The organism is Pseudomonas sp. GM80, from assembly GCF_000282515.1.
GTDB lineage: Bacteria > Pseudomonadota > Gammaproteobacteria > Pseudomonadales > Pseudomonadaceae > Aquipseudomonas.
Map to the genome: position 1 here is coordinate 9,891 of NZ_AKJD01000147.1, position 17,628 is coordinate 27,518.

Sequence of the window (17,628 nt, forward strand, 5' to 3'; positions counted from 1 at the left end):
CTCTTAACGGTTCTGTTCAGGATTCCACTGGGCATACCGCTGACCGCGCAGGAACTGCCACAAACCGAGACTCATCCCGGCGAGGGTGACCAGCAGAAACGCGGCGAGGCGGAAGGGTTTCGGCAAGCGGTGTTGCGAATCCAGCAGCCCGGCAATCGCAATGGCGTAGCCGAACAGTTGCGCGATCAGGGCGAGGCGATAGAAAACGTGGTCGTCCCACAGCCAGAAGTTGCTCAGCAACAGCGGCAGCAACAGGATCGGCGCCAGTCGGCGTATCAGTTTGTGGCTGATCAACGCGATCGAATACAGACCATATTTCAGCGGATTGAGCAGCTCGCGACGTTGCGCGAGACTTTGCAAACCGCCGACGGTGACGCGCTGACGGCGACGGAATTGTTTGTCCGCCTCATCGACACCGTGGTCGATCACTTGCGCCTCGGGCACATAGACAATGCGTTTGTGCGCGACCGGCGCGCAGGTGCTGATGAAGAAGTCGTCGTTGACCTCGGCCGGCACGTTCTGGAACAACTCGCGGCGCAGGGCAAGCAGGGCGCCGTCGGCGGAAACCATGCAACCGGTGCGGTTCTCGACCCGGCGCAACCAGCCTTCGTAATGCCGATAAAGGCTATCGCCAACGCTCAAGCCACCGCCGGTGACCGGGATCACCATGTGCCCGGCACAGCCGCCGACCTGCGGATCATTCAACGGTGCGAGCAGGTAGCCGAGGGTTTCGCGGGACCATTGGTTATCGGCATCGGTGAACACCAGAATGTCGCCAGTGCTCAGGGCTACGCCGGCATTCAGCGTCGCGGCTTTGCCCTGGCGCGGCAGGTCGAGAATGGTGATGCGCGAGTCGACGATTTTGTGCGCGCAGGCCACGGTGTCATCGGTCGAACCGTCGCTGGCAAGAATGATCTGCAGGGTCGCTGGCTGATAGTCCTGCGCCAGCAACGTGCGCAACTTGTGCTCGATATGCCGCGCCTCATTGTGTGCGGCAATCACGATGCTGACATTCAGCGGCGGCGCCGGGGTGTGACGCCAGGCCGGAAACAGCGGCGCGACCAGCGTCAGCAGCAGCGGGTAGCCGACGTAGGCGTAGACCGGCAGCAACAGGCACATCCAGAAAATGAACTCAGCCACGGGCAGGCCTCCTGGCGTTCCAATGACACAGACTCAAAATGAACGCGGCGCCGGCCAGGTGCAGACGCACCCAGTGCAGGCCCCACAGTTGAAGGGTCAGGCCGATGTTCCGGTGTTTGAAACTTTGGCGCAGGCTGAGCACCAGCCCCGGTATCAGTGTCAGCGTGACCATGACGGCCGCGTGATGCGGAAAGCCGTCGAGCAGCGCCGAAATCGCCAGAAAATCCAGCAACCACACGAACAGCGACAGCATCGGGAAACGCAGCAGGCGCAGGCTGAAGCCATGGGTACGCAGCAGTTGCAGATGACTGCCCTGACGCCACAATTCCTTGCCCATCCACTCGCGCCAGTTCATCTCGTAACCCCAATGCAGAGCGACGTTGTCATTGATCGACAGCAGTCGCGCGCCCTGTTCGTGCAGGCGCAGGGTGAATTCCTTGTCCTCGCCAGTGCGCAGGGTTTCGTTGAAACCACCGACCTTGTCGAACCAGCGCCGACGCATCAGCAGGTTGGCGCTGGGCAGCCAGTCGACCACATGCGAGGTCTGCGACGACACGCGCAAGGTCCGGCGTTGCCAGGCGGTGGCGTACCACGGCGCTTCAGCGGGGGTGTGCAGATCCAGGGCGAAAACATCGGCCTGGCCGCTGGCCTCGATGTCGAACAATGGCTTGAGCCAGTTCTCCGGCATTTCGATGTCGGCATCGATGAACGCCAGCCACTCACCGCTGGCGATGGCCGTGCCGCGATTGCGCAACGCGCCGATCAACAACCCCGGCAATACCAACACTGTCGCACCGAACTGGCGGGCGATGTGCGGGCCATCATCGCTTGAACCGTTATCGACGACGATCAGCTCACATTCGACATTGGCGGCGAACGCGGCTTTTTGTGCGGCGAGCAGGGTGCGGCCAATGTGTCGGGCCTCGTTGAACATCGGGATGACGATACTGATCAGGCTCATGCCTTCGCCTCCATCGCCAATGGCGCCTGTTCGGCTTTCAGGCGCAGTACGCTGGTCAGCGCGAGCATGATCCACACGTATTTCTGGTTCGGCGCGCTGAGGAACATCAGGAACAGGGTCAGCGACAGGAAGCTCACGCCCAGGTGCGTCATCAAGTCCGCCTGATACGCATCGCGGCGCAACATCCACGCGGCGCGCGCGCGAATCAGGTTGTACAGACCGAGGCCGAGCATGCCGACGAACAACAGCCCGGCAGGAACGCCCAGTTCACTGAAAATTTCCAGATAGGTGTTGTGCGCCCGGCGGTACAAGTCGCCGATCTTGCGGTTGGCGGAAAACGCTTTGGCGTAACCGGTGGTCGCGTAGTGCAGCGGGAAGGTGCCGGGGCCGGAGCCCAGCAGCGGGTTCTCGCGGATCATCTGGCTGCCGACCACGATGTATGAAGCGCGGCGGCCGAGGGATTCGTCGTTGTGGCCCTTGGCACCGGCACTCAACACGCTCAGCGACTGAATCCGCGCGAGGTAACCGGCGGGCATCGCGTAAATCGTCAACGGAATCAAGATGGCCGCGCCGAGCATGGCGAAACCCAGATGCCGTGGACGGATGTGGGTCAGTTGCGAGCGGTAGTGCCAGCAGCCGATCAACAGACTCAAGGCCAATACCACTAGACCCGAGCGCGATTCGGTTTTGGTCATGCCGCCAAGCAACAGCAGGCAGCAACCGCCCCAGAACAAGCGGTGCAGCAGGTTCGGGCTGCGGATCACCAGCAGCAGGGCCATCGGCACAGCAAAAGCGATCAGCAGGGCGAAGGCATTGGGGTCTTCGAGCAAGCCGGCAGCGCGGCCCTGATCCTGGAATTTGGTCGAGAACATGGCCATCGCACAGGTGGTGCTGACGGCGAGGGTGACGAGGCGGGCGAACAGGTCGAGATTAAGGTCGCGACCAATTAACAGGGTGATAACGAACAGAATCAAACCGACGCTGAGTTCACGCAGATGCCCGAGCGACATGCCGAGGTCATCGGTATTCAGCAGGCTGAGGAAATACAGAACCATGAACCAGATCAGGTAACGCCAGATATTGCTGCGCAAGCGCTCCGATGGAATCTGGTGCAGCGCCAGTTGCAGCATCAGGATTACCGCCAGCCCGGCCCCGAGCAATTTGCTCCCGGAAAATGAACTGTCCTTGAAGAACCCTTCAAACGGCACCAGCGCGGCAATCCCGAGCAGGCCCCAAGTCGGCTTGCGATACAACACCGCAAAACCGACCATCCCAAGCACCGCCCCCGGCGCCAGATACGGATAGGGGCTGGCCAGCAAAGCGATGCAGACCAGGCCAAGAAAACTGACGATCGAGAGCGGGAAAATCATGCGCGTGCCTCCCGTGCCGTGCGGATGTAGAGCTGCGACCAGCGTTCGGCCAGGGCCTTGAGGTCGTAGCGATCCTGTTGCGTGCGTTTCGCGTTGTCGCGCAGTTGCCGGGCCAGTTTCGGCTCGCTCAGCAAGGTGTCGAGCTGGCGGGTGAGATCCGCGCAGTCGGTCGGTGTGGCGAGTAAACCGCTGTGCCGATGTTCCAGCACATCAGGGATCCCGCCGACGCCGAACGCCACCACCGGCACCCCGGCCTGCATGGCTTCGAGCAAAATCATCGGCGTGCCTTCGGTGCGCGAGCTGATCACCAGCGCATCGAGTTGCTGCCACCACGGTTGCATGGCGGTCTGATAACCGGGCAAGCCAATCCGCTCGTGCAAACCAGCGTTGTCGATCCGCGCCTGCAGCACCTCGCGCTCCGGGCCGTCGCCGAGCATCACCGCATCCAGTTGCGGATGTTGATGACACAGCGGAATCAGCGCGTCGAGAAACAGATCCGGGCCTTTCTCACTGCTCAAACGACCTACGTAACCGGCCAGCCAGCGTTGCCGATTCGCATCCGGCACCATGGCTGCCGCCGCCGGCAAACCGTTGGGGATCACCTGCAACTTATCCGCCCGCACGCTGGCCTGACGGTGCAGCGTGGCAATACTTTCCGCCACGCACACCACCCGATCCACCGACGCGGTGCGGCACAGTTGCAGGCTGAGCCAGGTGTAGAACTTCTGTTTGCGACTGCGTGGGGTAAACCCGTGCTGGGTGATCACCAGCGGCAGGCGCCATAACGTCGCGCCGACCCAGCCGAACAACAGACCCTTGAAATTGTGCGTGTTGATCAACGGCTTTTCACTGCGACGCTGGCGCAAGTGCCGCAGCAACTCCCCAAGCCCGGCACAGCCACGACAGTCGACCCCGGCCTCGCGAAAGCGCGCGATCAATTCTGGCGGCGCGTCGAGGAACAGCACCTGATGCTGCCCCGGCGTCGCCAGACAGTGATCCAGCAACATCCGCTCGGCCCCATAGAAACCGCCGCTGCTGAGCAAATGAATGATCGGCAGCGCGGCCACAGGGGAGGGTGCGATGTTCAATTGCGCACCCAGTGCAGGAAGCTCGGCACGGTCCAGTTCTTGTGCGGATTGCTTGGCAGCGCGTTCTGGTCGTTGATCACCAGCAGCACCGGTACGCCCAGTTCGTGGCTGATTTGCGCTGGGTGTTTGAAACGGTGATCGAAGAACTCACGCACGTAGACCAGGGCAATCGCCAGCAGCAACCCGGTGAACAAGCCGAACGGAATGATCAGGCCCGGTTTCGGGAACGCCGCTTCGGTCGGTTCGAACGGCGGGCTGAGCACCCGGGCGTTGGACAGATCGTCGCTGAGCGAACGGGTGGTGCTGCTTTCGGCAAAGCGCTGGGCGTAGGTCGAGAATGCGGCATGCATCGCATCGATCTCGGTGTCCATCTGCCGCAGTTTGCTTTGAGTCTGCTGCAACTCGTGGATGCGGTTTTTGAAGTCAGCGATGCGCGCGGTTTTCTGATCGATGACTTGCTTGACCACCGCCAGATCGTTGGTGCGTTCCTGAATGCGGTTGCTCACCACTTTGAGAAACTGTCCGCGGGTGCGGGAGATCTGCTCACGGGTCAGCAGCATCGGTTCGCTGCTCGGCTGAAACACTGCCAAATCGTTCATGTAGCGGCTGACCTGTGTGGTCAGTTGCTCACCGAGCTGTTTGATTTCCCGATCCTCGAACGCCACGTTGTCGACGGTGGTGGTGAAGGTGTAGGGGAAGGTGTAGTCGTTGAGCTTGTTATTGCTCGCGGCGGCGAGGCTGGTTTTCAAGTATTCGAGCCAGCGCTGGCTCTGCAGCAGACGATCCTGGTACAGGTTCAGCGCCTGCTCTTCGGTGTTGATCGCGTTGAGACGGAAGGTGATTTCTTCCTTCGGATCCGACGAGCCAACGCTTTCCAGCAGGGCCTGACGGTTACTTTCGAGGCCATCGAGACGCACTTGGTAGACCTGCTTTTTCGACTCGTAGAAGGACTGCGGCAAGTCGATTGACTGCAGGGCCTGACGGCTCACCAGATAGTTCTGCAAGAGGGCGGCGACAAACGTCGTGCCCTGATGCGGATCAGGGAAGCTGTAGATGATCGAGATCACGTTGGAACCTGGCAGCGTCTCGATTTTCAGGCTGTCGATGGCCTGCTGGGTCAAGGCATCGAGCGCGGTGTCACGCACAGGATCGGTCTCAAGCCCGAGCATATTGCGCACCGGGTTGATCACGTACTGGCGCAGCGGCGAACTGACGTAGCGCTTGAACGGGTCGGCCACCAGTTTGCTGAAGATGCCCGGCGAAGGTGTGTATTCACCCTTGTCGCGCAGTTCGCTGATGGTCTGGCGGATCAGCGCCGGCGAACGGAGGATATTGCTCTCGGTTTCCATGTCCGCCAGCGACGGCGGAATGAACGTGGCGTTGTCCACTGTCAGTGACGTGGTGGCGTCACCCTGGGAGAGTTTTTTCGACTGCACGATGACCTGCGCGGTGATATCGAAGCTCTGTTTGAGCACCAGCGGCAGGAGCAGGGCGATCACTGCAAAGATCAGGAAGACCCGTTTCACCAGTTGCTTGTTGGCGAAGAAGATCCTGAAGAACTCGTGCAGGTAGTTTTCCTTTGGATTCATGTCGGTCACCTGAGAGTTAGTTGCTGTCACTGTCTTTGTTGTCGACGCGGTAGCCGAAGCTGAACCCGACGCCCTGGAACAGCACCACGTCGGCCAATTGCCGGGCGAGTTCGCCGGCGCTGGCCAATTTGGTTTTCGGTACGTAAAGCATGTCGTCCGGTTGCAGGTAGGCGATTTGCGGCGCCTCACCCGACAGGGCCTTCTCGACGTCGTAACGCACCGCCTGCACCTGATTGCCGTTGCGGCGCATGATCACCACCGAATCCAGGCGCGCCTTGACGTTGGTGCCACGAGCCAGGGTCAGCGCTTCCAGTACCGAGACCGGCCGGCGGATCGGGTAGGAACCCGGTTGGCCGACTTCGCCGAGCACATAGATTTCGTTGCCGGCGGTGGACTTCAGCAGCACGTCCACGGTCATCCGGCCGGGCAGTTGCGCGTACTTCTTGTTGAGGAAGGTTTCCAGTTGATTGACGGTCATGCCTTGCAGCGGCACGGCGCCGATTTCCGGGAAACTCGCGTAGCCGTCGGTGCCGACGGTGATCTCGCGGCTCATGCCGGTGGCCGGGTGATTCAGCGCGCTTTTCAGGTTTTGCTCATTGGTCAGCGGGCTGATGATCTGCACGGTCAGCTGATTGCGATTGGGCTGGAACAGCTGTTTACGTTGATAGGCACGCTGGATTTCTTCGCGCGCCTGATCACTGGTCAGCCCGGCGATTTTCACCGAGGTGTTGGCGCCCGGCAGTTCGATGGTGCCGTCGGGCAGCACCAGTTGATTGCCGTTGAGCTGGCTGGCGGCGGTGAAGTTAAGGCCGATCTGGTCACCTGACTGCACACGGTAAGCGTCCGAGCCGCTGGTGCTGATGTGGAAGATCACGTCGAGTACATCCTGCGGACGCAGGGTCTGCTCGATCTTCGGCATATCAGTCGCCTGGGCGTTGGCCGGCGTGGCGGTGAGGATATTCACCGGCATGTTCTGGGTTTCGGAGGTGCTGGAGCAACCTGCAAGCGGCAGCATCAGCAGCACAAGAATCTTGGCGTTCATGGCGTCATCCTTCGCGTTCGCTTAGAGGTTTTTGTAAAGCCATTTGGGCATGTAGTACTTGCGCCGGTTGAACACGCTGCCGACCACTTTCGCCCCGGCCTGAGTCAGGCGTTGCACGGCGGCCTGGGCGACTTCCCAGCGGGTGTCTTCGGCGCGCACCACGAACACCACGCCATCGACTTGCGTACTGATCACCAGCGTGTCGGCGGCGGAATACACCGCGTCGCCGTCGATCACCACAAAGCGGTACTGGCTGCCCAGTTGATCGAGCAACGGGCTCAGGCGCTCGGCGGTCAGGTGTTCCATGGTGCGGATCGGCCGGCCGTTGGGCAGCACGTGGAAGGGCAGGCTCGACACCTGCACCACGCAATCCTGCAACAACGGTGGGTTGTCCGGGTTGAACAGCAAGTCGCGCAGGCCGCGTTCCTTGCTCAGGTTCAGTTGCTGGGTGAGGTTGCTCGCCGACTGGCTGGCGTCGACCAGCAGCACCTGGCCGCTGCTCATTTGCGCCAGTTGGCTGGCCAGCGCCAGTGCGCTGGTGGTCGTACCCGCGCCGGGGTTGGCGGCGGTCAGGAACAGGATCCGCAGATCGAGATCCAGCACGGTCGAGGTCAGGTTCGATTCGCTGGGGTTGGCAATGCTCAGGCTTTTGTTGGTTGAACCGTCCATTAGCTTGCTCCGTGGCCGCTGAATACTTTGAAGGGGGTTTTCAACAGAATCTTCAGATCAAGCAAAAGGCTCTGCTCGGCGATATAGCTGAGGTCCAACTCAACGCGCTGGTCGAAGTCGATATTGCTGCGCCCGGAGATCTGCCACAGGCCGGTCATGCCGGGGTAGATCGCCAGACGGGCGAGGTGACTGTCCTTGTAGCGGTAGGCGTTGAACGAGGTCGGACGTGGTCCGACCAGGCGCATGTCGCCGGTCACTACATTGATCAGGTTGGGCAGTTCATCGAGGCTGGTGCGCCGCAGAAAACCGCCGATACCGGTAATGCGTGGGTCCTGGTCAATCTTGAAGTCGATGGCGTCGGCACCGTGTTTGTTGAGGTGACGCAGCGACTCTTTCAATTCTTCGGCGTTGGCGACCATGGTGCGGAATTTGTACATGCCGAATTTGCGACCGCGATAACCAGTGCGCTTTTGCACGAACATCACCGGGCCTTTGCTGGAGTACTTGATGGCCAGTGCGAGCCCGAGCAACAGCGGCGAAATCAGCAACAGAATGGTCAGCGCGCCGAGGCAGGCGACCACGCGGTTGGTGCGTGACAACTGCCATGGGCGACCGCCGTCACGGCCGGTAAACCAGCCGCGGCCCTGACGATGAATCGCTGCATCGAGGCGCATTCGTTGTTCCGGATCCATGCGTTTATCACGCTGCAGTTGTTGGATCGGTACACCTTTTTCATGTCCAGTCATAAAGTCCTCCGCTGATGTTCAGCCGCGAGCGGCGCGTGGGCGATAGGCAGTGGGGTAGTAGTCGCGAAACCATGCGATGAAGCGTCCAAGTCCTTCGTCCAGCTCGATGCGTGGCTGGAATCCGGTGGCCTGGGCCAGATCGCTGGCGTCGGCACAGGTGTTGAGCACGTCGCCCGGTTGCAGCGGCAGCAGCTCGACAAGGGCTTTCTGGCCGAGGTGTTTTTCCATCAGCGCCAGATAGGTTTTCAGCTCGACCGGGTGCTGCCCGCCGATGTTGAACAACCGCCACGGCGCCATGCTGCTGGCCGGGTCGGGCTGCTCGCGATCCCACTGCGGGTTGACCTGCGGGGGTTGTTCGATAAGGCGGGCGATGCTTTCGACGATGTCGTCGACGTAAGTGAAATCGCGTTGATGTTCGCCGTAGTTGAACAGCTTCAGCGGCTCGCCTTCGCTGATCGCCCGGGCGAACTGGATCGGCGACATGTCTGGCCGGCCCCAAGGACCGTACACGGTAAAAAAGCGCAGGCCGGTGCAGGGAATGCCGAACAGGTGGCTGTAGCTGTGCGCCATCAGCTCATTGGCTTTTTTGGTGGCGGCGTATAGCGACAGCGGGTGGTTGACGCCGTCCTTCACCGAGTAGGGCGTGTACTGGTTGGCGCCGTACACCGAACTCGACGAGGCGTAGATCAAATGCTCGACCGGGTGATGCCGGCAGCTCTCCAGAATGTTGAGGAAGCCGTTGAGGTTGCTGTCCAGGTACGCCCGTGGATTTTCCAGCGAATAACGCACCCCGGCTTGCGCCGCGAGGTGAATCACCACTTGCGGGCGTTCGCGGACAAACAGCGCTTCCATGGCCGAGGCATCGGCCAGGTCAACCGTTGCGAGCTGGAAATCGCCGACCTGCTCGCGCACCCATTGCACGCGATCGTGCTTGAGTTGCGGGTCGTAGTAGCTGTTGAAATTATCCAGCCCGACCACCGAGTGCCCGTCGCGCATCAGCCGCAACACGCAATGAGCACCAATGAAACCGGCCGCGCCGGTGACCAGAACCTTCATGGCCGTAGTCCTTCGGGCGCGATGTGGCGCAGGCCGATGCCGCTGTAATGCAGGCCGGCGGCGGCCACTTGTTCCGGGTTGTAGAGGTTGCGGCCGTCGATGATCACCTTCGAACGCAGCTTTTCCGCGAGCAGTTCGAAATCGACCACACGGAAGTTTTTCCACTCGGTGCAAATCACCAGCGCATCGGCGTCTTCGAGGGTGTCGTCGCGGGTCGCGCACAGGTGCAGGTCGTTGCGGTAACCGTAGAGGCGGCGGCATTCGGACATGGCTTCCGGGTCATAGGCCTGCACGCTGGCACCTTCGGCCCACAGCGCGTCCATCAGATAACGGCTTGGCGCTTCGCGCATGTCATCGGTGTTCGGTTTGAACGCCAGGCCCCAGACCGCGATGGACTTGCCGGCCAGCCCTTGCGGGAACTGTGCTTTGAGTTTGCTGAACAGAATGTGCCGCTGCAGGTCGTTGACGTCGGTGACGCTGCGCAGCAATTTCAGCGGCATGCCGTTGTGTTCGGCGGTGTGCAGCAGGGCGCGCAGGTCCTTGGGAAAGCACGAGCCACCGAAGCCGCAGCCCGGATAGATGAAGTGGTAACCGATGCGCGGATCAGAGCCGATGCCTTTGCGCACCGCCTCGATGTCGGCACCGAGCAGCTCGGTGAGATTGGCCAATTCGTTCATGAAGCTGATGCGCGTGGCGAGCATCGCGTTGGCCGCGTACTTGGTCAGCTCGGCGCTGCGGTTGTCCATGAACATCAATTTTTCGTGGTTGCGGCAGAACGGCGCGTACAACTCACTCATCTGCTCGCGCGCCGCGTCGTCGCGGGCTCCGATGATGATCCGGTCCGGGCGCATGCAGTCGGCGAGGGCACTGCCTTCTTTGAGGAATTCCGGGTTGGAGACCACGCGCACGTTCAGCTCGGATTTACCGCGAAGCAGCAGTTCGCTGTTGGCAGCGGCCAGCACCTGATCCGCCGTGCCGACCGGCACCGTCGATTTGATGATCAGCGTGCGATCGGCCTCCATGTGCGAGGCGATCTGCCGGGCAACGTTGAGCACATGGCTGAGGTCGGCGGAGCCATCCTCATCGGCAGGCGTGCCCACGGCGATGAAGATCAACTCGGCGTGCTCGACCGCATCGCTGGCCTGGGTACTGAACAATAAGCGCCCGGCTTTAATGTTTTCTTCCAGTGTGCTGGATAAGCCCGGTTCACTAATCGGAGGAACTGCTTGTTGCAGTTGCTTGATTTTATTCGGATCAATATCCACGCACAAAACGCGATGTCCAACATCGGCAAGTGCCGCTGCTTGTATCAGGCCAACATAGCCCGTACCAAATACGCTCACGTCCATATTGGCGTGCCTCGTAAGACGGTGGAAGAGTTCGAAATGAGACTGTCAAAAGGGGTATAGCGCAGGGTGGGAAAAGCGTGTCAGCAAAATGACATGTTGCACGTGTATAACAGCCCCAATTCTGGGGGCGATTGGCCATCAAGTGCTTGCTATTGCTGGATTTGTCCCGTGCTTGACGCTTTTTTCACATTTAAAAGAAAACGATAAACGGTCGAAGGCCGCGAAATTAAAGGCTTTCAGCAACTTGAGTGTGTCAGATTTGAGTCAACGTTTTTTTGACGCTTTATCGAAAAGTCAGCCATTTCTTGCGCTTTGATGGCCGGGTGCTAGTGTCAGATTTTGACCGACAAAACCTTGACCCTTTGCCGTCACGCTCGACCGGAAAAGCCATGTTTCGATACCTCAAAGAACTGCTTTTACTTATTTATCTGCTGCTTTATTGCGAATATTACATTGAGCGGTTAAATGCTATCGGCCTCGGTTTTTCTGTAGTTCTTTTTGGCGCGATGTTTTTGGCGCTTACTTTAGCGTTATATCTAACGGCCTATATACGACAGACCCTCGTTCGACATTTATTCGCATTGGTAATGTTTGCCTCTGCGGTGTTTTTTGATGTCTATACACGGGTCACTGCCGATTACCTGAACTACAGCAGTTTTGTCTCGCTGGTGTATTCCGGTGGCTTCATCCAGGAGGCCGCGTATCAGTATCGCGATGCGATCCTCCACGGCGTGCTCAACGGTTTGTTGCTGCTGTTCGGTATCGGTCTCAAGCCTCGCCATTCGCTGGTGATACCCAATGCGTTGCGCGTGGCGGCACCGGTGTGCGCCGTGTTGCTGCTGAGCGGGGTGCTGTTTTTACGTGCGGGTGAGGGCGCCCGCGGCTTGCCGATCATGTACACGCCGCTGGCCTACCTCAATCTGTTTGCCTATGAGGCGCTGCACAACACCGTCGGCCCGCGTGAACCGGTAACGCTGGCGCGCGTTTCGCAACCCGTCGGCCATGACATCGTGCTGATCATCGATGAAAGCATCTCCGGCAATTACCTCGACATCAACGCGCCGTTCGGCGTGCACAGCAACCTCAAACAGGCGCACTCAGGCGTCGACATTTTCAATTACGGCTACGCCGCGTCCATTGCCAATTGCAGCGCCGACACCAACGTCACCCTGCGCTACGGCGGCACCCGCGCTGATTACATGCGCATCAACAGCACGCTGCCGTCGATCTGGCAGTACGCGAAAAAGGCCGGGCTGCGCACGGTGTACATCGACGCTCAGCGCACCGGCGGCAATCTGCAGAACCTGATGACTGACACCGAAAAGAAGGACATCGATGAGTTCGTGCAATTCGACCAGACCAGCGTGCGCGATCGCGACATGGCGGCCGCGGCGAAGTTGATTGAATTGCTCAACGACGACAAAGCGGAGCTGGTGGTGATCAACAAGGTTGGCGCGCATTTCCCGGTGCACGACAAATACCCCGATGCGTTCATGGCGTACCGCCCGACCTTGCCGCGCGGTCAGTTCACCGAGGTGGCGGATACCGGCGAGCGCACCGGTTTCAATGGCCAGCCCGATGATTGGGTGCTGTACCGCAACGCCTACAAGAACACCGTGTTGTGGAACGTCGGCGAGTTTTTTGCGCGGGTGTTTGCCCAGGCCAATCTGAATAATGCGTTGCTGATTTATACGTCTGACCATGGTCAGGATCTGCATGAGCGCGGTAATCCGGGGTTGAACACGCACTGCGGTGGCGATCCGGTGGAGGAGGAGGGGTTGGTGCCGTTGGTGGTGATTCAGGGCCGCGATCTGAAAACGCTGGATTGGTCAGCGAAACTGGCCGTGAACAAGGATCGCTCCAGTCACTACAACATTTTCCCGACGCTGCTGCAGTTGATGGGCTATGACCTGGCGGGGATCGAGGCGGTTTATGGCAAGCCACTGAGCGTGGCTACGGCGGATGAATTCACGTTTAACTACCGGTTTAATGCGCGGTTGGGGGCGAAGCCGGAGTGGAAGCATATTGATCTGGGCAGCATTGTCACGCCGACGCAGGCGCCGGCGAGTGTTGCGGCGGGGCAATAGATTTTGCAGTGGCAGGGCCGGCGTCATCGCTGGCAAGCCAGCTCCCACAGGGATTGAAGCTGTTGCAAATTTTGAGTACACCACCGGACACTGTGGGAGCTGGCTTGCCAGCGATGTGGCCGTTCAATTCACCGCAAGATTCCGAGCGGTCATCGGCATCCGCTATCCTTGCCCCACACTGACCGATCAGGTGGCGGCATGCTTCGCGTTGAAAACGTTTTCAAAAGTTATCTCACTCCTCAAGGACCGTTGCCCGTGCTGCAAGGCGTCGACCTGACGCTGGACGCCGGCAGCAGCCTGGCGCTGATGGGCGAATCAGGCAGCGGCAAAAGCACGTTGCTGCATTTGGTGGCCGGTCTGGACAAGGTCGATCGCGGCAGCATCCGCAGCGGCGAGCATCGGCTGGAGGAGATGAACGAGGCGCAACTGGCGAACTGGCGGCGTACTGAAATCGGTCTGGTGTTCCAGCAGTTCAACCTGATCGGCAGTCTGCGCGTCGAGGACAATCTGGCGTTTCAGGCGCGTCTGGCCGGGCGCCATGAGCCGCGCTGGCAGGCGCATCTGGTGCAGCGCCTGGGTTTGGGTGATTTGCTCAGGCGTTATCCCGAACAACTTTCCGGCGGCCAGCAACAACGGGTCGCGTTGGGCCGGGCACTGGCGTCGCAACCAAAACTGCTGTTGGCTGATGAACCCACCGGCAGCCTTGATGAAGCGACCAGTGATGAAGTGCTGCGGCTGCTCCTCGAATTGCTCGATGACACGCCGACGACCTTGTTGATGGTCACCCACAGTCAGCGAGTCGCGGCGCAATTGGCGCAGCGCGTGGTGCTGTCCAAAGGTCGGCTGACGTGAAGGTTTTTCGCCAGACCCTGCGCGCGTTGCTCAGCCATTGGCGGCGCCATCCGGTACAGTTTTTCAGTGTGCTGACCGGGTTGTGGCTGGCGACCAGTCTGCTGACCGGCGTCGAAGCGCTGAACAGTCAGGCCCGTGACAGCTACGCCCGCGCCAGTCGGATGATCGGTGGCGAACCGCAGGCCAGCCTGAGCACGCCAAGCGGGGCGACGTTTACCCAGCAGTGGTTTGTCGATCTGCGGCGTCAGGGCTGGCCGGTGTCGCCGCTGTTGCAGGGCCGCCTGACGCTCAAAGGTCACGAAAACCAGCGGCTGCAACTGATGGGCATCGAGCCGGTGTCGCTGCCAACGGATTCGGCGGTGGCCGGGCAAGCCATGCCGATCGAGCGCATCGTCGAGTTCTTCACGCCTCCGGGTAACACCTGGATTTCCCCGGAAACTCTACAAGCCCTGAACCTCGCCGAGGGTGCCACGCCGCAGACCGTCAACGGACGTTTACTGCCGCCGCTGCTTGCACAAAAGGACATGGCGCCGGGCGTGTTGCTGGTGGACATCGGCATGGCGCAAACCCTGCTCGAACAACCGGGGCAGCTGTCGCGGCTGTTGTTGCCCAAGGATTTCCACGCTGAGTTGCCGTCCTCATTCAAAGGCCAGTTGCAGCTGAAAAGCAGCGATGAGGAAAACAATCTGGCGCGCCTGACCGAGAGCTTCCATCTCAATCTTGATGCCCTGGGATTTCTCTCGTTTCTGGTTGGTCTGTTCATCGTCCACGCCGCCATCGGTCTCGCCCTGGAACAGCGTCGAGGCTTGCTGCGTACGTTGCGCGCCTGTGGTGTCAGTGCGCGGATGTTGATCGGTTGTCTGATCGTCGAGCTGGGTGTGCTGGCGCTGATCGGCGGACTGTTCGGCGTGGTCAGCGGCTACTGGCTGGCCAGCGTCTTGTTGCCGGACGTCGCCGCCAGCCTGCGCGGTTTGTACGGCGCGGAAGTGGCGGGGCAGTTGCGCCTGAGCCCTTGGTGGTGGTTGAGCGGCATCGGTTTGAGCCTGCTCGGCGCCATGCTCGCGGGCGGCAACAGCCTGCTGCGCGCGGCGCGTTTACCGTTGCTGGCCGTGGCCGACCCGCAAGCCTGGCATCAGCAATACGCGCGATGGTTGCGTCGTCAGGGTTGGCTGGCGGCCGTCCTGCTGGTGGTGGCCTTGGCGGCATTGATCTGGGGCGACAGCCTGGCCAGCGGTTTTGTGCTGATGGCCGGATTGCTGCTCGGCGCTGCATTGGCGCTGCCGGTGTTGCTCAGTGCGATCTTGAATCAGTTGCTGGGTCGCAGCCGTTCGGTGCTCGGCCAATGGTTTCTCGCCGATTGCCGCCAGCAATTGCCGGCATTGAGCCTGGCGCTGATGGCGTTGTTGTTGGCGCTCGCCGCCAATATCGGTGCGGGCAGCATGACCGCCGGTTTTCGCCAGACCTTCAACGACTGGCTCGAACAACGCTTGAGCGCCGAGCTCTACATCAACCCGAGCAATCCTGCGCAGGCTCGCGAAATGTACAGCTGGCTCCGACAGCAGCCGAACGTCACTGCGGTGCTGCCCAACTGGCAGGTCTCAGTGACGTTGCAAGGTTGGCCAGCGGACGTCTTCGGCGTGATCGATCACCCGCATTATCGCGAACACTGGCCGTTGCTCGATGCCAGCGGCGGCGATCCGTGGGGGCACCTGGCGACGGATGATGCGGTAATGCTCAGCGAACAACTCGCCCGACGCCTGAAATTGCACGCCGGTGAACACCTGGCGATTCCCACGCCGAATGGAACGTGGTCGCCGCGCATCGTCGGCATCTACGCCGATTACGGCAATCCCAAGGGACACCTGCTGGTCAACGTCAATCACCTGTTGCGCGGCTGGCCGCAGCTGACGCCGAACCGCTTCAACCTGCGTATTGAACCGCAGAATATCGCGACGCTGCTCAGTACGTTGCAAGCGCGCTTCCAGCTCGATGACAGCCGTATCGTCGATCAGGCGCGGCTCAAGGGCTGGTCGGTTCAGGTGTTCGAACGCACCTTCGCAGCGACGGCCGCATTGAACAGTCTGACCCTGGCGGTCGCGGGCGTGGCGTTGTTTATCAGCCTGCTGACGCAAAGTCAGAGCCGCCTGGGGCAGCTCGCGCCATTGTGGGCGTTAGGCGTTACGCGGCAGCAACTGATGCTGCTCAACCTCGGGCAAACCTGGCTGCTGGCGGTGTTGACGCTGGTGTTGGCGTTGCCTTTGGGGATTGCCCTGGCGTGGTGTCTGGACGCGGTGATCAATGTGCAGGCGTTTGGCTGGCGCCTGCCGTTGCGGGTGTTCCCTTGGCAATTGCTGCAATTGATGGGGTTGGCGTTGCTGGCGACGTTATTGGCTTCGGCCTGGCCGTTGTATTCGCTGTACCGCACGCAGCCGGCGGATTTGTTGAGGACGTTTGCCCATGAGGATTAACCGCGCGGTGCTGATGCTGGTGCTGCTGCTCGGCGGCTGCGATCAACCCGCGCCCGAACAGAAGGGCTTTGCCGGCATGGGAGATGAGGCGGCGGCGTTCACTGCGGTGGTGCCGGGGCGGGTGTTCAGCTTTCCGGCGGATCACGGCGCGCATGACGGCTTCCGCATCGAATGGTGGTACGTCACGGCCAATCTCAAGGATCAGCAGGGCCGCGAATTCGGTGTGCAGTGGACGTTGTTTCGCAGCCCTTTGAAAGCGCTGCCCGAGCAAGCGGGGTGGGGCAATCAGACGATCTGGCTGGGACATGCGGCGGTAACGTCCGCCGCTGTTCATCACGCCGCCGAGCGTTATGCGCGGGGCGGCGTCGGGCAGGCGGGTGTGCGGGTGGCGCCGTTCGAGGCGTGGATTGATGATTGGCGGTTCGCCAGTCAGGCCGCCGATCCTATGAGTGACCTGCAACTCAGCGCTCGCGATAAAAATTTCGCCTATCAACTGCACCTCACTTCCAGCCGTCCGCTGGTGTTGCAGGGTGACCAGGGTTTCAGCCGCAAATCCGCAGAAGGGCAGGCCTCGTATTACTACAGTCAGCCGTTTTTCCAGGCCAGCGGCACCTTGCAGATCGACGGCAACACCTACAGCGTCAGCGGACCGGCGTGGCTTGATCGCGAATGGAGCAGCCAACCCCTGAGCGCCAACCAGACTGGCTGGGACTGGCTCTCCCTGCACCTGGACAACGGTGAAAAAGTCATGCTTTTCCGCACTCGACAGAAGGACGGCGCACCGTACCTGACCGGCACCTGGATCGCCGCCAACGGCCAGACGCAAACCCTGCGCAGCGAGCAGATCACGCTCACCCCGCAAGACACCGCCGAGGTGGCCGGCCGCAAAATGCCGATACGCTGGGCGATCCGCATCCCCGACAAACACCTCGACATCTCACTCGATGCCCTCAATCCGAATGCCTGGATGAGCCTGCGCATCCCCTACTGGGAAGGCCCGGTGCGCATCAGCGGCAGCCATCCGGGCCGAGGCTATCTGGAAATGACCGGCTACTGACCGACCCCACATACAGACCCCAGGATATGCCTACTGATTGAACCTACAAACCCATGTAGGAGCTGCCGAAGGCTGCGATCTTTTGATCTTGTTTTTTGCAGGGCAAAATCAAAAGATCGTCCGAACGCGGCCCGAGCCTTCGGCAACTCCTACA

14 protein-coding genes are annotated in these 17,628 nt (G+C 60.7%); 4 read left to right on the forward strand and 10 right to left on the reverse strand.

Going from position 1 to position 17,628, the window contains the following annotated elements; translation table 11 throughout:
• Positions 1 to 3 precede the first annotated feature (3 nt).
• Genes PMI37_RS20415 through PMI37_RS20460 form a run of 10 tightly spaced genes read right to left on the reverse strand, consistent with a single transcriptional unit; the run spans position 4 to position 11,010 of the window.
• Positions 4 to 1,140: a glycosyltransferase gene (locus tag PMI37_RS20415; RefSeq protein ID WP_008084466.1), complete on the reverse strand. Its 1,137-nt coding sequence runs from the start codon at positions 1,138 to 1,140 to the stop codon at positions 4 to 6.
• Entirely contained in the window at positions 1,133 to 2,101 is a 969-nt protein-coding gene (locus PMI37_RS20420) for a glycosyltransferase (RefSeq protein WP_008084468.1), read from the reverse strand. The genes PMI37_RS20415 and PMI37_RS20420 overlap by 8 nt, the downstream gene beginning before the upstream one ends.
• Positions 2,098 to 3,471, reverse strand: coding sequence for an O-antigen ligase family protein (locus PMI37_RS20425; RefSeq protein WP_008084470.1), 1,374 nt, complete (start codon positions 3,469 to 3,471; stop codon positions 2,098 to 2,100). Before PMI37_RS20425 ends, PMI37_RS20420 begins: the two co-directional genes overlap by 4 nt.
• Entirely contained in the window at positions 3,468 to 4,571 is a 1,104-nt protein-coding gene (locus PMI37_RS20430; protein WP_443216828.1) for a glycosyltransferase family 4 protein, read from the reverse strand. Before PMI37_RS20430 ends, PMI37_RS20425 begins: the two co-directional genes overlap by 4 nt.
• A complete protein-coding gene (locus tag PMI37_RS20435; RefSeq protein WP_008084473.1) occupies positions 4,556 to 6,148 on the reverse strand; it encodes a GumC family protein in 1,593 nt (530 codons plus the stop codon). The genes PMI37_RS20430 and PMI37_RS20435 overlap by 16 nt, the downstream gene beginning before the upstream one ends.
• 16 nt (positions 6,149 to 6,164) lie before the next feature.
• Positions 6,165 to 7,190: a polysaccharide biosynthesis/export family protein gene (locus PMI37_RS20440; protein ID WP_008084475.1), complete on the reverse strand. Its 1,026-nt coding sequence runs from the start codon at positions 7,188 to 7,190 to the stop codon at positions 6,165 to 6,167.
• 21 nt (positions 7,191 to 7,211) lie between these two features.
• Positions 7,212 to 7,859 carry a CpsD/CapB family tyrosine-protein kinase gene (locus tag PMI37_RS20445; RefSeq protein WP_008084477.1) on the reverse strand — a complete coding sequence of 216 codons (648 nt, stop codon included), beginning with the start codon at positions 7,857 to 7,859 and terminating at the stop codon, positions 7,212 to 7,214.
• A complete protein-coding gene (locus PMI37_RS20450; RefSeq protein WP_008084479.1) occupies positions 7,859 to 8,605 on the reverse strand; it encodes a sugar transferase in 747 nt (248 codons plus the stop codon). The genes PMI37_RS20445 and PMI37_RS20450 overlap by 1 nt, the downstream gene beginning before the upstream one ends.
• A gap of 18 nt (positions 8,606 to 8,623) precedes the next feature.
• Positions 8,624 to 9,661 (reverse strand): NAD-dependent epimerase, encoded by a 1,038-nt coding sequence (locus PMI37_RS20455; protein WP_008084481.1) that lies wholly within the window; start codon positions 9,659 to 9,661, stop codon positions 8,624 to 8,626.
• Positions 9,658 to 11,010: a UDP-glucose dehydrogenase family protein gene (locus PMI37_RS20460; protein ID WP_008084483.1), complete on the reverse strand. Its 1,353-nt coding sequence runs from the start codon at positions 11,008 to 11,010 to the stop codon at positions 9,658 to 9,660. The genes PMI37_RS20455 and PMI37_RS20460 overlap by 4 nt, the downstream gene beginning before the upstream one ends.
• A gap of 389 nt (positions 11,011 to 11,399) precedes the next feature.
• Here PMI37_RS20460 and PMI37_RS20465 point away from each other — a divergent pair, with 389 nt between their 5' ends.
• The 4 genes from PMI37_RS20465 to PMI37_RS20480 all read left to right on the forward strand — a co-directional run bounded on the left by PMI37_RS20465 (position 11,400) and on the right by PMI37_RS20480 (position 17,474).
• Entirely contained in the window at positions 11,400 to 13,097 is a 1,698-nt protein-coding gene (locus tag PMI37_RS20465; protein WP_008084485.1) for a sulfatase-like hydrolase/transferase, read from the forward strand.
• A gap of 198 nt (positions 13,098 to 13,295) precedes the next feature.
• Positions 13,296 to 13,949, forward strand: a complete 654-nt coding sequence (locus tag PMI37_RS20470; protein WP_045123215.1) for an ABC transporter ATP-binding protein — start codon at positions 13,296 to 13,298, stop codon at positions 13,947 to 13,949.
• Positions 13,946 to 16,417 (forward strand): ABC transporter permease, encoded by a 2,472-nt coding sequence (locus tag PMI37_RS20475; protein ID WP_008084489.1) that lies wholly within the window; start codon positions 13,946 to 13,948, stop codon positions 16,415 to 16,417. The genes PMI37_RS20470 and PMI37_RS20475 overlap by 4 nt, the downstream gene beginning before the upstream one ends.
• A complete protein-coding gene (locus tag PMI37_RS20480; RefSeq protein ID WP_008084492.1) occupies positions 16,407 to 17,474 on the forward strand; it encodes a lipocalin-like domain-containing protein in 1,068 nt (355 codons plus the stop codon). The genes PMI37_RS20475 and PMI37_RS20480 overlap by 11 nt, the downstream gene beginning before the upstream one ends.
• The last annotated feature ends 154 nt before the right edge of the window (positions 17,475 to 17,628 follow it).

What these genes read in the sequence shown, in the direction of transcription:
- PMI37_RS20420 (WP_008084468.1), bottom strand. Translation starts at nt 2,101, where the DNA reads ATGAGCCTGATCAGTATCGTCATCCCGATGTTCAACGAGGCCCGACAC.
- PMI37_RS20425 (WP_008084470.1), bottom strand. Translation starts at nt 3,471, where the DNA reads ATGATTTTCCCGCTCTCGATCGTCAGTTTTCTTGGCCTGGTCTGCATC.
- PMI37_RS20435 (WP_008084473.1), bottom strand. Translation starts at nt 6,148, where the DNA reads ATGAATCCAAAGGAAAACTACCTGCACGAGTTCTTCAGGATCTTCTTC.
- PMI37_RS20440 (WP_008084475.1), bottom strand. Translation starts at nt 7,190, where the DNA reads ATGAACGCCAAGATTCTTGTGCTGCTGATGCTGCCGCTTGCAGGTTGC.
- PMI37_RS20445 (WP_008084477.1), bottom strand. Translation starts at nt 7,859, where the DNA reads ATGGACGGTTCAACCAACAAAAGCCTGAGCATTGCCAACCCCAGCGAA.
- PMI37_RS20450 (WP_008084479.1), bottom strand. Translation starts at nt 8,605, where the DNA reads ATGACTGGACATGAAAAAGGTGTACCGATCCAACAACTGCAGCGTGAT.
- PMI37_RS20455 (WP_008084481.1), bottom strand. Translation starts at nt 9,661, where the DNA reads ATGAAGGTTCTGGTCACCGGCGCGGCCGGTTTCATTGGTGCTCATTGC.
- PMI37_RS20460 (WP_008084483.1), bottom strand. Translation starts at nt 11,010, where the DNA reads ATGGACGTGAGCGTATTTGGTACGGGCTATGTTGGCCTGATACAAGCA.
- PMI37_RS20465 (WP_008084485.1), top strand. Translation starts at nt 11,400, where the DNA reads ATGTTTCGATACCTCAAAGAACTGCTTTTACTTATTTATCTGCTGCTT.
- PMI37_RS20470 (WP_045123215.1), top strand. Translation starts at nt 13,296, where the DNA reads ATGCTTCGCGTTGAAAACGTTTTCAAAAGTTATCTCACTCCTCAAGGA.
- PMI37_RS20480 (WP_008084492.1), top strand. Translation starts at nt 16,407, where the DNA reads ATGAGGATTAACCGCGCGGTGCTGATGCTGGTGCTGCTGCTCGGCGGC.